General features: G+C 41.5%; 13 protein-coding genes. 3 read left to right on the top strand and 10 right to left on the bottom strand.

Going from position 1 to position 13,954, the window contains the following annotated elements:
• Nucleotides 1–45: 45 nt before the first annotated feature.
• From WG954_RS04640 to WG954_RS04630, 3 genes are all read right to left on the bottom strand, one after another.
• Complete coding sequence (locus WG954_RS04640) at nucleotides 46–1,473, bottom strand: PSP1 domain-containing protein (RefSeq protein WP_340434091.1); 1,428 nt, start codon at nucleotides 1,471–1,473, stop codon at nucleotides 46–48.
• 419 nt (nucleotides 1,474–1,892) lie between these two features.
• A complete protein-coding gene (locus WG954_RS04635) occupies nucleotides 1,893–2,972 on the bottom strand; it encodes an ABC transporter permease (protein WP_340434089.1) in 1,080 nt (359 codons plus the stop codon).
• A 36-nt stretch (nucleotides 2,973–3,008) separates the two neighbouring features.
• The gene (locus WG954_RS04630; RefSeq protein WP_340434087.1) at nucleotides 3,009–4,136 is read right to left on the bottom strand and encodes a glycosyltransferase; all 1,128 of its coding nucleotides are present in this window, start codon (nucleotides 4,134–4,136) and stop codon (nucleotides 3,009–3,011) included.
• 102 nt (nucleotides 4,137–4,238) lie between these two features.
• Between WG954_RS04630 and WG954_RS04625 the strand changes: the two genes are divergently transcribed.
• From WG954_RS04625 to WG954_RS04615, 3 genes are all read left to right on the top strand, one after another.
• Nucleotides 4,239–5,009, top strand: a complete 771-nt coding sequence (locus WG954_RS04625) for a glycoside hydrolase family 25 protein (RefSeq protein ID WP_340434085.1) — start codon at nucleotides 4,239–4,241, stop codon at nucleotides 5,007–5,009.
• 67 nt (nucleotides 5,010–5,076) lie between these two features.
• Nucleotides 5,077–5,538: a hypothetical protein gene (locus tag WG954_RS04620; RefSeq protein ID WP_340434083.1), complete on the top strand. Its 462-nt coding sequence runs from the start codon at nucleotides 5,077–5,079 to the stop codon at nucleotides 5,536–5,538.
• 83 nt (nucleotides 5,539–5,621) lie between these two features.
• Nucleotides 5,622–5,849, top strand: coding sequence for a hypothetical protein (locus WG954_RS04615; protein ID WP_340434081.1), 228 nt, complete (start codon nucleotides 5,622–5,624; stop codon nucleotides 5,847–5,849).
• Here the strand turns inward: WG954_RS04615 and WG954_RS04610 are convergent, their stop codons facing one another.
• From WG954_RS04610 to WG954_RS04580, 7 genes are all read right to left on the bottom strand, one after another.
• Entirely contained in the window at nucleotides 5,850–6,275 is a 426-nt protein-coding gene (locus WG954_RS04610; RefSeq protein WP_340434080.1) for a YybH family protein, read from the bottom strand.
• A gap of 111 nt (nucleotides 6,276–6,386) precedes the next feature.
• Nucleotides 6,387–7,289 carry a TIM barrel protein gene (locus WG954_RS04605; RefSeq protein WP_340434078.1) on the bottom strand — a complete coding sequence of 301 codons (903 nt, stop codon included), beginning with the start codon at nucleotides 7,287–7,289 and terminating at the stop codon, nucleotides 6,387–6,389.
• 111 nt (nucleotides 7,290–7,400) lie between these two features.
• Nucleotides 7,401–8,039 (bottom strand): gluconate 2-dehydrogenase subunit 3 family protein, encoded by a 639-nt coding sequence (locus WG954_RS04600; RefSeq protein WP_340434076.1) that lies wholly within the window; start codon nucleotides 8,037–8,039, stop codon nucleotides 7,401–7,403.
• A gap of 36 nt (nucleotides 8,040–8,075) precedes the next feature.
• Nucleotides 8,076–9,758 (bottom strand): GMC oxidoreductase, encoded by a 1,683-nt coding sequence (locus tag WG954_RS04595; protein ID WP_340434074.1) that lies wholly within the window; start codon nucleotides 9,756–9,758, stop codon nucleotides 8,076–8,078.
• Between the two features lie 10 nt (nucleotides 9,759–9,768).
• Nucleotides 9,769–11,451 (bottom strand): GMC oxidoreductase, encoded by a 1,683-nt coding sequence (locus WG954_RS04590; RefSeq protein WP_340434073.1) that lies wholly within the window; start codon nucleotides 11,449–11,451, stop codon nucleotides 9,769–9,771.
• A 168-nt stretch (nucleotides 11,452–11,619) separates the two neighbouring features.
• Complete coding sequence (locus WG954_RS04585; protein WP_340434072.1) at nucleotides 11,620–12,522, bottom strand: hydroxypyruvate isomerase family protein; 903 nt, start codon at nucleotides 12,520–12,522, stop codon at nucleotides 11,620–11,622.
• Between the two features lie 20 nt (nucleotides 12,523–12,542).
• Entirely contained in the window at nucleotides 12,543–13,769 is a 1,227-nt protein-coding gene (locus WG954_RS04580; RefSeq protein ID WP_340434070.1) for a nucleoside permease, read from the bottom strand.
• Nucleotides 13,770–13,954: the final 185 nt, after the last annotated feature.

Raw genomic sequence — 13,954 nt, 5'->3', positions numbered from 1 at the left:
GTTTGGTTAAAACAAAAACCCCAACTCTCGTCGGGGTTCGTTTGCTTATGCGTTATCATTTTGTGGCGGCGGATCTTTTTTCTTTTCGATCTGCGGCCTGTTTTGTTGAGGTGGTTTGTTCTGTGGCGGTCGTTGTTGCTGCTGACCTCGTTGCTGTTGTGGTGGGCGCTGTTGCTGCTGTTGTCTTTGCTGTTGTGGCGGACGTTGCTGTCCTTGTCCACCTTGTTTATTTTGCTGACCGCCCTGCCCTTGCTGCCCACGTTGCTGTTGTGGTGGTCGTTGTTGCTGCTGTCTTTGTTGTTGTGGCGGACGTTGTTGCCCTTGCTGTCCTCCGCCTTGTTGTTTTTGCTGCTGCGAACGCTCTTTGTCTTTACGTTTTTTGCTGTTACGTTCCAGCGTGCGCAAGCTGATCTGTCCAACCAACTCCACGTGTGCATGTTCTTTCTCTTCAGCTTTTGCAGGTGAAAGTTCAATAGCACCTAACTCATCAGGACGTTGACCTTTTACATTCATGAACCTGATCTCCTTTACACGTTCAATAGGAACTGGGTATTGTTTGTTGCTGTCGGGCAACACATACCACATCAGGTTTTTAAAAATATCTTTTTTAATGAGCTGTGCAGTACCACGACTAAGTTCTAACGTATCAGCATTATTCGGGAAATGTTGCAACGCATCGAGGTAGGTATCCAGTTCATAATTCAAACAGCATTTCAAACGACCACACTGGCCGCTGAGTTTTGTTTGATTGATGGTGAGATTCTGGTAACGGGCGATGGTTGTTGTTACACTTTTGAAATCGCTGAGCCAGCTGCTGCAGCAAAGTTCACGACCGCAGCTGCCAATGCCACCGATCTTCGCTGCTTCCTGACGAATACCGATTTGCTTCATCTCCACCTTTATCTTAAACTCACTCGCATAGATTTTGATCAATTCACGGAAATCAACACGGTCTTCGGCCGTATAATAGAAAGTAGCTTTTCGTCCATCGGCCTGGAATTCCACTTCGATCAGTTTCATGTCCAGCTTCAGCTGAATGATGATAGCCCTTGCTCTTACCTGTGTTGGTTTTTCCCGCTCTTTGGTTTCTCTCCACTTCTGAAGGTCCATTTCGTTGGCCCGGCGCATGATCTTTTTAATATCCGGGTTATCTTCTTTCACACCCTTTTTCTTCATCTGCAAACGCACCAGCTCACCGCTGATGTTTACCATACCCACATCAAAACCACTTACACCTTCCACCGCCACCATGTCGCCTTTGGTGAAGGTTTGCAACGTATTGTTGCGGTAAAATTCTTTCCGGCTTCCGTTGTTGAAAGTTACTTCCACAATGCGGCAATCGCTGTCGGGGTCGCTGAAAGGCAGGTTTGCCAACCAATCGTGCACATTTAACCGGTTACAACCTCCTGTGCTGCAGCCACCGTTGCTTTTGCAACCGCCCGGTTTACCCGTACTACAACTTGTACAACTCATTATTATGAGAATTAAAAAGTTAATAATAAGAAGAGAGGATGGGGCAAGCCGGGGAATGTCTATAAAGCTTTGGTTGTGTCACTCACTTGTACGCTTTGTTGGCTATTCAGCTGTTAAAGCCTGAAATTCAGTAGATATGTTGAAATACGTTGCCGATATTGGCAATGTAGTACAAGAGTGCGACGCAACTAAAGACGATCAGTAATTCAAAAGCTCACTCACAAAATCCTTCTTTACACGTTGACCTTTTCTGTTCTCAAATCCTTTACCACAGGTCAATTCCATCAAAAATAGGGATTTATCGGGAAAGCTAACAGCAATAAGGATTGGCGGCCCTGTCTGTCATCCCGGCGAAGGAGGAATCTCTTGAACATTATAGCAGGAGCCGGGCAGATTCCCTCGTACCTCCATGATAAAATTTAACTCCTCACATCCAACCCATCCCTTAACCCATTACCCAGCAAGTTGAAGGCCAGTACCAGCAGCATAATAGCAATGCCCGGGGCAATGGCCAGCATGGGATTGTTAGTGATAATGAAATTGTAGTTCTCTTTTATCATTAGTCCCCAGCTGGGTTGCGGTGCCTGTACGCCAACTCCCAGGAAACTCAAACCGGCTTCAATCACGATAGCGCTGGCAAAATTGCTGGCCGCAATCACGATCACCGGGCCCATAATGTTTGGAAGGATATGTTTAAAAATCGTACGGGAATGCGAAAAGCCCATGGCCTTGGTGGCTTCAATATAATTGAGTTCACGGATGCTGAGCACCTGCCCACGAACCAGGCGGGCCACATTCACCCAAAGCGTTAAGCCAACGGCGATGAACACCTGCCAAAAACCTTTGCCCAAAGCCAGCGTAATGGCAAACACCAGTAATAAAGTAGGGATGCTCCACACTACATTAATGAGCCAGAGAATAGCTTCATCGATCCAGCCACGGAAATAACCGGCTACAGCTCCGAGAAAAATGCCAACGGTTAACGAAATAGCCACAGCAATTAGCCCAACACTTAAACTCACCCGCACACCAACAATGAGCCTGCTTAAAATATCCCGGCCGAATTTATCGGTACCCAGCCAGAAGGTTTTGGTAACGATCGGGCTTTCTTTTTGATGACCGGTAAAACGAAATGTCAACGGTTCAGTTACTCCTTCATCTACAAATTTCTCAACGGCATAACCGTTCCCTGTTTGCTTATACGAACTGATAGGGATGTATTGATATTGATCTTCTGCACCAAAGAAAAGATCAGAGAGCGAAGAATTGTTCTGCTGCTCACGTTCAATTTTAATGAACTGTTGTTTATAGCCCGGCTTCTTTGCAGCGATCTCGACGATTATACGGTTAGCATCAGGAGTCGCATCGGGCGCAAGGATGTATGCAAACACAGCAGTGAGTAAGGCCAACACAATAATGCTTAAGCCAAAAACAGCGCCTTTATTCCGGCGGAGTTTTTTCCAGAAGATTTTTGTAAAGGAATATTCTGTGTCAGACATTAATTAAAAATAAAGCTTTGCTGCCAGTTCCGTGACCTACTTCACTGTTCTTCCTTTCCAATCGTACTTTCCAAACTTACCCAACCAACCTGCAATAACCGTGTACACAATATGAAAAGGCTGTGCAAGCGGAAACCACCACAGCAGTTTTTCTTTTTGAAAGAAACCGGCCACAGGTATCAGAAAAATAAGTTCAATGATTGTTTTGAAGAGTAAACTTCCAGCAAGGAGCATCCATAAACTGCTGTTGAAACATGCAGCAATAAAAAGAACAACAAACAATACGTTGAGCAAATAAACCAACAGCAATACCCAGAAGATACGTTTATCATCATATTGATCGGCTTTGCTGGCCCAGCGTATACGCTGACGGAAAAATTCACTTACCCTTTCAACAGGGTTGGTGAGCACAATACTGTCTGCTGCTTTGCAGTAATGCACTTGGGTTGGGAAACGGCGATAGAGTTTATGCATCAGTAGCATATCATCACCACTGGCAATATGGTCCACACCTTTAAAACCACCAACAGCGTAAAACGCTTCTTTGCTGTAGCAGAGATTAGCACCATTGCACATACTGTGAAAACCTGCGCCAACAGACGCTGCAGTAATTCCCTGCAGTGTTAAAAAATCAAGCGACTGAAATAATTTAATAAATGAACTTTCTTCTTTCATAGCAACAGGTGCTGCAATAAAAACTGTTGGTTGGTATTCGATGATGTAAGCAAAGTTGCGTAACCAGTTAGTTGGAACTGTACAATCAGCATCTGTTGTTACAATGTATTTACCTGTTGCTTTTTCAACACCCACTTCAATGGCTTTCTTTTTATAGGAGTTGATCTTTTCTTTCAGTATATCTTTTAACTCAATCACCTGCAAAGCTGAAAATTGTTTTGCAGTTGCAACCGTATTATCGTCACTGAAATCATCGATCACAATTACTTCGATCAACTCTTTCGGATAGTTTAACTGTTGAATACTCTGCAAGCACGCTTTTATATTTTCTTCTTCGTTGCGTGCGGGAATAAGAATGGTAAAGGATGTGGTTGCAGCAAATGAATCAGGAAGGTTGAGTGTCGCAGACTTACTCCACCAATACCGATACAGCAGCAACAGTATTGAATAAGGCACAAACAGTAAAAGTGTAAGCAGCAGCCACAGCATGCTGCAAAATAACAATGCTGTGGCAACCAATCGCCAATAAAAAATTAAAAACCTGCTGATCGTCTGTTTTTCTGTTTGTTGAAATTAGATTTGCAACCGTTTATGGCCCGCAAGAAAAAGAAATCACTTCGCTATCTTCCTGTTATTATTGTAGCTCTTGTATTTGCAGGTGGTGCTTTTTTAGTTGTGCGTAACTGGTGGCTCGAACGGCAGGCCGGTATGATCCGCTACCGTGAGTTTGGCATTCCTATTCCTACAAAATACAGTATGCATGGTATTGACGTAAGCCGTTACCAGCAGATCATAAACTGGGATGCAGTAAAAGGAATGAATGTGGAAGGTGTGCAGATCAGCTTTGCGTTTATTAAAGCAACAGAAGGAAACAGCGGTACCGATTCACACTTTAAACGCAACTGGCGTAAAGCAGGAGAAGCAGGTATGACCCGTGGAGCTTATCATTTTTTTATTGCCACGAAAGATGGAACGATGCAGGCAAGAAATTTTGTGAAGTGTGTAAAGCTGGAGAAAGGTGACTTGCCTCCGGTGCTTGATGTTGAGCAAACCTATGGCGTGAGCAAAACCATTTTACAACAACGGGTGAAAGCATTTTTATATGCAACTGAACTGGCGTATGGTATAAAGCCTATTATTTACACGAATGCGGATTTTTATAAACAGTACTTAAAAGAAGGATTTGATGAGTATCCATTGTGGGTGGCACATTATCTTCGTCCGGTTGCACCACGCATTGATCGTGATTGGCATTTCTGGCAACACAGCGAAAGCGGTCGTGTAAATGGTATTCCCGGTAAAGTTGATTTTAATGTATTCAGTGGAGACAGTACTCAATTTGAAAACCTGCTGTTGAAATAACTACTTTTGCATCGGCCTTAATTATAAAGAACGTCTTAAGGAACAGTCAATAAAAAAAATCAGACAGATGAAAAAAATCTTACTCTCTATCTTCTTCGTAGCATCGGTCAATGCTGTAATGTCACAGAACAGCACTGCTAATAGTACCGAATATAAAACAGCCATTGGTGTAAAAGTGTGGGCCGGTGCCGGCGTGTCGATCAAAACATTTATTAAAGAGAATAATGCAATAGAGCTTATCGGTTATTTCGATAGGTTTGGTACACGCATTACAGGATTGTATGAATTTCACGGTAACCTGAGTACAGAAGGTTCGTTGAAATGGTATGTAGGACCTGGTGCTCATGTAAGCATATACAAAAATTCTACAGCAGTGGGTATTGATGGTGTTGTGGGTATTGATTATAAATTCAATAATATTCCATTGAATCTTGCTCTCGATTGGCAACCAGCTTTTGAGTTAGGCGGAGCTGACCGTAATGGCTTTTATGGTAACTGGGGTGGTTTTGCTATTCGGTTTACGCTGTAACAAAACAAAATCATATGTATGCTGTTGTACTCCTGTACAACAGCATTTTTTATGTTCGTAACTTTCCTTAAAATTTACATGTTATGAGTGGTATGGAGCCGGAAGCCCAGGATTTTTTGAAGCGGATCATTCAAACGGTTTCAATGGGTATACTATTTCTGTTGCTGCACATGACCTTTGGCTTATACCTCAACTGGGGCTTTTTTGAAGGCAGCCCCGGCATTGGTAATATCATTTATTACATTGTATTTCTTGCTTCGTTTGCCGGGTTGATCTATTTCTATTACAAGTTGTGGAAGGGGAAGTTATAATCAACTGCTGTGATCAGCCACAATCACCCATTCTCCTTTTATCTTTCTAAACAGTAAGCTGTAATGTCCTTCAACATCACCTACTTTCTCTCTTGTTAAATGCCATTTGCCCACAACAAAGTATGCATCAGCCGATATCTTTTCAACTTTCAGGATAGTGAATTTGAGAATGCCCATTGCATCTCTGTTGGGATATCCTTTGCTGTAATTCTCTAAAGTATTGTTGTAGCCGTACGTAACACCGCTCTTGCCGATGAACATGAGTGAATCACTTTTCCAGTAACCTTTCATGAAGTTTTCAAGATCACCTGCATTCCAGTAGTTGGTTTGTGCGTCAAGTATGGAAAGGATGTGTTGTTTATCTTTTGTTTGTGCGTTTGCATGGATTGCTGAAACCAGCAAGAAAAGGAAGAATAGTTTTTTCATAAACTGAATGTAGTAAAAATGAAGCCACCAATTATACGAATTTTATGAACTGATCGTAAATAAAAAAGCACAGGCGTTTGACCTGTGCTTTATCTCGTTGATGAAAGAAGATCAACTGTTACCCCAGTCTTTCTTTTTCATATAAGCAATGCTTTTCTTAATGCACTCTTCCTCTGGCATTGTGTATGCCTCTTGTTCTACAAATGCATATTTTAGACCTGCATGTTTCTTGTGCTCAAAAATTTTACTGAAGTTGATGGTACCATCACCCACTTGTGTACTCTCTTTTTTACCTTCTTTATTTACAGTAAGATCTTTTACATGCCACATGGTAAAACGACCTGGATATTTATTGAACCATTCCACCGCATCTTCATTCATAAAAGATGACCAGTAAATATCCAATTCAAAATCAACCATGGAAGGATCTGTGCCTTCTAACAATGTTTGAAGGAATGATTTACCATTATCCAGTTTCTTAAATTCAAAGTCGTGATTATGGTAAGCCAGTTTCAAGCCCGCAGCTTTGGTAAGGTCTGCAGCTTTGTTCACCAGCTCAACAAGTTTCGGAAGTGTATCAGCACCACGTTGATTTGCATCTAACCACGGGATTGTTGCATATTCATTACCCATGATGTTGGCAGCTTCGAGCACTTTCTTCCAGAAATCAAGATTGCCTTCGGTTAACACCGGGCCAAAATTATAGTGACCACTGGGTGATGTTAATTTCAATCCATCAAACATGGCCTTCAATTCTTTTGGTGATTTACCAAAGAACGATTTACCATCAAAACCATATAATTCAATTTGCGAGTAACCTGCTTTGGCAACATAATCTAAGGTGCTTGCAAGATTTTTTGCAACATCATTACGCACAGTGTATAACTGAAGACCATACTTTTTTGTATCAGCCAATGATTTATTTGCGCATGAAATTAACGGCAAGCCTGCCAATGAAATACCTGCAGTGGCAGCTGCTGAAGTTTTTAAGAATGATCTGCGATTGTAAGCCATTTTTTGTGAAATTGAAACCTCCGCTAAACATTCATTTAGCGGAAGTGTATGTTTAAAGTAAGCGTTTGCTGTTTAAAGACGTTTGCAAGAACTAAGCCGTTGCTTTATACTTTATTCTGCCCATGCTTTATCACCCTTTGCATAAGGGAACTCACCATCAAACTTGCCTGGAATAGGTACATGACGCAGTGTTTCTGTCATACCGGTCTTAGATGTAAAAAAGCCCGTCAACGTTAACTGCTTCATCATAGTATAATAATGGCTTGGTGCGCCTTCAAACTCTGTTTGATCTTTCCATGCCTTGGTTTCATTTCTCTGATGATGTTCTTCCCGCAATGGTTTATCTGCTTCATCACGTTTGGTATTGAACTCTTTGGCTTCTTTTTCAAGACTTACTAATAATGCTTTGCGTTGTTCAGGTGTACATTCCATAAACGATTTGCTGTGCATTTTTTTGCAGGCATCTTCAAGTTCGCCAATACCACTCATGAATGCATCCTGCTGGCGCTGGGTGTAACAATCTGTTACCATCACTTTCATAAACTCACCAACTTTAGCAGCTTTTGCGCCTGGCGTTGAAGTTGCAGGAATAATAGTTTCAGCTACTTCATCAAGTAAAGAAATATTGGCGGCAGAAAAATCTGCTGCTACTTTAGGCCCGGTTTTACAACCAGCTAAAAACAATTCGCCACCAATAACTGCACCACCGGTAAGTAATGCTATTTGTTTTAGGAGATCACGACGATTCATATAAAAAGTTGATTTTAAAGTTGCTTAATTATTTTTTTACAGGTTTCCTTTTTTTAATTCACTTACAGCAAATGAAGCAGCCCTGGCTGTTAATGCCATATACGTTAAAGATGGATTAACACAGGAAGCGCTTGTCATACATGCACCATCAGTAACGAATACGTTTGGTGCATCCCATACTTGGTTATTGCCATTCAGTACAGATGTTTTGGGATCACGACCCATACGTGCTGTTCCCATTTCATGAATACCATGGCCCATTGCATGCCCTGAATCATAAGCAGATATATTTTTTACACCTGCTGCTTCAAACATGGCCTGCAGATCTTCTTTAATGTCCTTACGCATATTCATCTCGTTCTCCTTCAATTCAGCATCCATCGATAGAACAGGTAAACCCCATTTGTCTTTTACTTCTTTATCCAACGAAATTTTATTTTCATGATAAGGAAGTATTTCTCCAAAGCCTGTTGCACCGATGCGCCATCCGCCGGGTTCAGTAAGTGCTTCTTTTAACTCGCTGCCAATAGTAAGTTCGGCGACAACTCTTCCCCAACCTTGCCTGCTTGCGCTTCCCTGATAACCATATCCTCTTACAAAATTTCTTTGTTTATCACCCGGGGTGTTGGCAAAGCGGCTGATGTAAAAACCGGCTGGGCGACGACCATATTCAGTTACATTTTCATATCCATCTATTTCGCCGCTTACACCAAGGTTATAGTGATGATCCATTACATTATGTCCCAACTCACCACTGCTGCTGCCTAAACCACCGGGCCATATATCAGTAGCTGAATTGAATAAAAGCCAGGTTGAGTTTAGAGCCGATGCGCAAACGAAAATGATCTTTGCTTTATACTCATAGGTTTTATTATCCATGGTATCAAGCACCTCTACACCGCTTGCTTTTTTCTTGTCTTTATCGTAAAGGATTTTTGTTACAATTGATAATGGACGAACAGTAAGATTGTTTGTTTTTACTGCTGCAGGTAAAGTAGAAGATTGTGTGCTGAAATAACCACCAAAAGGGCAACCTTCCCAGCAACGGTTACGAAACTGGCAACCCGGTCTTTGATTGTGTGGTACCGTAATATTGGCTACACGACTGTTGATCATTTGCCGCTCTCCTTTATAAAACGCTTTGATCTTTGCTGCTACATCTTTTTCAACAATGTTCAACGGCACAGGAGGAAGAAACTGCCCATCGGGGAGATAAGGTAAACCTTCTACTGAGCCGCTGATACCTGCAAACCGTTCTACATGATCATACCATGGAGCAATGTCTTTATAACGGATGGGCCAATCAATACCAAACCCGTCTTTAGCATTGGCTTCAAAATCAAGTTCGCTCCAGCGATAACTATGCCGTCCCCATAAAACAGAACGACCACCCATACGGTAACTACGCCACCAGGTAAATGGTTTTACTTCTGTATAGGGCGAATCTTTTTCGTTGGCCCATGCATCCATTACACGTTCATTGGCAGCCCATCCTCTGTGAATAACAGGGTAGTCTTCTTTTTGCTGCTGAGTTGTTTTGCCACGATATTCAAACTCCCAAGGCATTTTGTTGGCAGTTTTATAATCGGTGATATGTTTATGCTCGGCACCACGCTCCAGCATCAGCACTTTAAGCCCCTGCTCGCAAAGTTCCTTTGCTGCCCAGCCGCCGCTGATACCCGACCCGATTACTATTGCATCAAATGTGTTATCTGCCATAATGGGTCAATTAAAGGTTGCCTTTTTTCAATTCGCTTACAGCAAAATCTGCAGCACGTGCTGTTAATGCCATATAAGTTAATGAGGGGTTTACACATGATGCTGATGTCATACATGCACCATCGGTAACAAACACATTCTTTGCATCCCATACCTGGTTGTTGCCATTGAGTACTGATGTTTTAGGATCACGACCCATACGTGCTGTACCCATTTCATGAATACCCATACCCGGGGCATATCCAGCATCATAGGTACTTACATTTTTGGCACCGGCAGCTTCCAGCATTTCTTTTGCATCATTCATCATATCAACACGCATCTTCTTTTCATTTTCTTTGATCTCAACATCAAACTTCAACACCGGTAATCCCCATTTATCTTTCACATCTTTATCAATGGTGATTTTGTTTTCGTGGTATGGCAGCATTTCCCCAAAGCCGGTAATACCCATATTCCAGTTATCACTTGGAACACTCAATGCTTCTTTCAGATCAGCACCAATGGTTAACTCAGCTACATCAATACCTCTTCCACGTCCTGCTCCGCCCTGGTAACCAAAGCCACGTAGGTAATCACGTTTATCGTCATAGATATTGCGGAAACGTGGAATATATATACCTGTAGGTCTGCGTCCATATTCATACTTATCACTGAAACCTTCCATGGTTCCGTTTGCGCCGGCACGGAAATGATGATCCATTACGTTATGACCCAACTCACCACTGCTGCTTCCTAAACCACCTTCCCAAACATCAGTTGCTGAATTCATTAACACCCATGCAGAGTTTAAAGCTGATGCACACACGAAAACAATTTTCGCTTTGTACACATATGTTTGGTTTGTTTCTGCATCAAGAATTTCAACACCCGTTGCTTTCTTGGTATCCTTATCATAAACGATCTTGGTAACAATGGAGAATGGGCGAAGTGTTAAATTACCTGTGGCCATTGCTGCAGGCAAAGTAGCAGATTGTGTACTGAAATAAGCCCCAAACGGACAACCTCTCCAGCAACGATCACGATACTGGCAATTTGTACGGTTGTGGTGTGGTTGTGTAATATTTGCGCTACGGCCAATAATTAAATGCCGCATGCCTTTATAATGTGCTGTTAAACGTTTCTTCACTTCTTTCTCAACACAGTTCAGTTCCATTGCGGGCATAAAGTCGCCATCGGGCAACACCTCCAATCCATCTTTACTTCCCTGTATGCCTGCAAATTTTTCTGCATAGCTGTACCATGGTGCTACATCTTCGTAACGGATAGGCCAGTCAACTGCAATACCTTCTTTGGCATTTGCTTCAAAATCCCATTTGTTGAAACGATAGCTTTGTCTGCCCCACATGATAGAGCGGCCACCTACATGATAACCACGAAACCAATCGAAGCGTTTTTCTTCTACGTAAGGACATTCTTTATCTTTTACCCAATAATCCAATACCATTTCATTGAGTGGATAATCACGTTTCAACACCGGATAATCTTTGATCATCTGCTGCGTTCGGTTACCACGGTGCGGGAGATCCCATGGTTCTTTTGTAGCATTTACATAATCTTTGATGTGTTCAATATTTCTTCCACGCTCAAGCATAATGGTTTTTAAACCTTTTTCAGTGAGCTCTTTGGCGGCCCATCCACCGCTGATTCCTGAGCCAATTACAATGGCATCATACACATAATTATCCGGCATATTGTCTTATTTGAGTGGTTATTGTTTATATGAACTAAGCTTCTTTATTTCTATTTAACTGTTGTTGCGTCGCACACTTGTACGGTTGCAATTCTATTCACCACTGTTGAAAGATGAATCGTCACTTGTAATTATTACTCATGATTGATCATTCAAAACTCTCGTTTGTTACACATCACATCTTTTCACCGCATCTTTCAATGCAGCCAGTTTTTCTTCTTTTGTTTTTCCTGTGGGTATATATTCCTGTGCTACGTATCCTTTGTAACCTGTTTCAAGAATTGCTTTCATAATGGCCGGGTAATACAGCTCCTGGTTTTCAGTGATCTCATGTCGGCCGGGAACACCTGCTGTATGGTAATGACCGAAATACTGATGATTCTTCTTGATCGTACTAATAATATCGCCTTCACTGATCTGCATGTGATAGATATCATACAGGATCTTAAAGTTGGGTGAACCAAGGCGTTTGCATAATTCGATCGTCCATTTGGTATTATCAGCCATGTAATCAGGATGGTTCACTTTGCTGTTAAACACTTCAATCTGGATGATGACGTTATGCTTTTCAGCCAATGGCATAATCTGTTTCAACCCTTCAACACAATTCTGCAAACCGGTTTCATCATCCATACCATTACGGTTACCACTGAAACAGATGAGATTTTGATAACCTGCTGCTGCCACCAAAGGAATAGCTTCTGTAAAAGCAGCAATCAATTGTGCATGGTTTTTCTTGTTGTTCCAGCCTTCTGTTAAACTGATCTTGCCATTCGTATAACACATAGAACAATGGATGCCGTGCTTTTTGGCAATGGGCCATTCACTTGGCGTAAGAAGATCGATGGCAGCAAAGCCCATCTTTTTTACTTCTATACACAATTCTTCAAGTGAAAGAAAATCATGTGTCCATTTACAAACAGAATGGTTGATATTTCCTTTTAATTTATACTGAGTTTCTTCCATAACTCTTTCTATTGCACCTGCAGTTACAACATTGCCGGCTGTAACAGCAACCGTTGCTGCTGCAAATTTCTTAATGGCTTCTCTTCTCGATGATTGCTTTGACATGAATACTTTACTTTATACAATTAAGCGGTCTTGTTTGTTTTTTCATCTTTAAACAGCAGTGCAAAAATCAGGAACACTGCAAATGCAATACCCGATGGAATTAACCAGATCATTTTATAATCCATTGTGCCATCTGCCAATTTATAACTGTCGGTGATTTTTCCGGCTACAGCAAACCCAATGAGCATACCCACACCATAAGTAGCCAATGTAATTAATCCCTGTGCTGCACTTTTATGTTGTTCTCCTGCTTTTGAGTCGGTATAGATTTGTCCTGATACAAAGAAGAAATCGTAGCAAATACCATGCAGGGCAATACCTATTAATAACATAAATGTGAGGTCGCCGGCATTGCCGTATGCAAACAACACATAACGAACGGCCCATGCAAGCATACCAACTAAAATTGTTTTCTTAAAACCAAAGCGGTTAAAGAATACAGGCAATAACAACAGGAACAATACTTCCGACCCCTGGCCAATTGTCATTTTGCCGGTTGGGTTGTCAACGCCAATGCTAGAGAGAAAAGAATTTGTATTCTGGTAGTAGAAAGCCAGTGGAATACAAATAAGAATGGAAGAGATAAAAAAGATGAGGAAGTTTTTATCCTTCAGCAGTTTTAACGCATCTAATCCAAGAATATCATTCACAGTAACCTTTGTGCCCTTCCCTTTAGGAGGAGTTTTCGGCAATGTGAAACTAAACAAACCAAGCACCAATGATGCAGCACCTGATAATAAGAATGTATTTTTCAATAAACCTTCTTTTGTCGCTTCTGCTGAGTCCCAATGAAACAGATAACTGATCAATAAACCCGCAGCGATCCAGCCGATTGTGCCAAACAAACGAATCACGGAAAATTCTTTTTCTGGATTTTTCATTTGGTTGAATGATACTGAATTTACCAAGGCCAGTGTAGGCATATAGCAAATCATATATATTAATACATAAGGGTAGAAAACGGCAATATTATCGGCACTGTACATCTGGTACATCAATAATGCCCCTATAATATGCAGCACACCAAGAATCTTTTCTGCATTCACAAAACGATCGGCAATTAACCCAATAATAAACGGAGCAATAATGGCGCCCCATGACTGTGTTGAGAAAACCTGTCCCGATTCAGCCCCCGATGCAGACAAATTATTATTTAAAAAAGTGCCCAATGTTACAAACCATCCTCCCCAGATAAAGAACTCAAGAAACATCATAAAGGAAAGCTGTACACGGGTAGTAAAAGACATGCGCAATCGATTTAAGTGGTTGGTTAAAGTTCAAAAAATACAATGGCTGAATACTGGCTCAACCACAGCTTAATATGAGGTTTTAAATTTAGGGTATTTCTGCTTTGTGAGAACCTAATTTTTTTAAAGCGGGTGCTGTAATCGTTTGAAATGTTAATGAATATTGATGCGATGGTACTAACCAT

The sequence above is a fragment of the Lacibacter sp. H375 genome (assembly GCF_037892425.1).
Taxonomy (GTDB): domain Bacteria; phylum Bacteroidota; class Bacteroidia; order Chitinophagales; family Chitinophagaceae; genus Lacibacter.
This window is presented reverse-complemented; position numbering and strand designations above follow the sequence as displayed.

Bases quoted from the DNA above. Each gene is read 5' to 3' on its own strand.
- WG954_RS04635 (WP_340434089.1), bottom strand. From the start codon at position 2,972: ATGTCTGACACAGAATATTCCTTTACAAAAATCTTCTGGAAAAAACTC.
- WG954_RS04585 (WP_340434072.1), bottom strand. From the start codon at position 12,522: ATGTCAAAGCAATCATCGAGAAGAGAAGCCATTAAGAAATTTGCAGCA.
- WG954_RS04605 (WP_340434078.1), bottom strand. From the start codon at position 7,289: ATGGCTTACAATCGCAGATCATTCTTAAAAACTTCAGCAGCTGCCACT.
- WG954_RS04620 (WP_340434083.1), top strand. From the start codon at position 5,077: ATGAAAAAAATCTTACTCTCTATCTTCTTCGTAGCATCGGTCAATGCT.
- WG954_RS04630 (WP_340434087.1), bottom strand. From the start codon at position 4,136: ATGCTGTGGCTGCTGCTTACACTTTTACTGTTTGTGCCTTATTCAATA.
- WG954_RS04625 (WP_340434085.1), top strand. From the start codon at position 4,239: ATGGCCCGCAAGAAAAAGAAATCACTTCGCTATCTTCCTGTTATTATT.
- WG954_RS04640 (WP_340434091.1), bottom strand. From the start codon at position 1,473: ATGAGTTGTACAAGTTGTAGTACGGGTAAACCGGGCGGTTGCAAAAGC.
- WG954_RS04615 (WP_340434081.1), top strand. From the start codon at position 5,622: ATGAGTGGTATGGAGCCGGAAGCCCAGGATTTTTTGAAGCGGATCATT.
- WG954_RS04580 (WP_340434070.1), bottom strand. From the start codon at position 13,769: ATGTCTTTTACTACCCGTGTACAGCTTTCCTTTATGATGTTTCTTGAG.
- WG954_RS04610 (WP_340434080.1), bottom strand. From the start codon at position 6,275: ATGAAAAAACTATTCTTCCTTTTCTTGCTGGTTTCAGCAATCCATGCA.
- WG954_RS04590 (WP_340434073.1), bottom strand. From the start codon at position 11,451: ATGCCGGATAATTATGTGTATGATGCCATTGTAATTGGCTCAGGAATC.
- WG954_RS04600 (WP_340434076.1), bottom strand. From the start codon at position 8,039: ATGAATCGTCGTGATCTCCTAAAACAAATAGCATTACTTACCGGTGGT.
- WG954_RS04595 (WP_340434074.1), bottom strand. From the start codon at position 9,758: ATGGCAGATAACACATTTGATGCAATAGTAATCGGGTCGGGTATCAGC.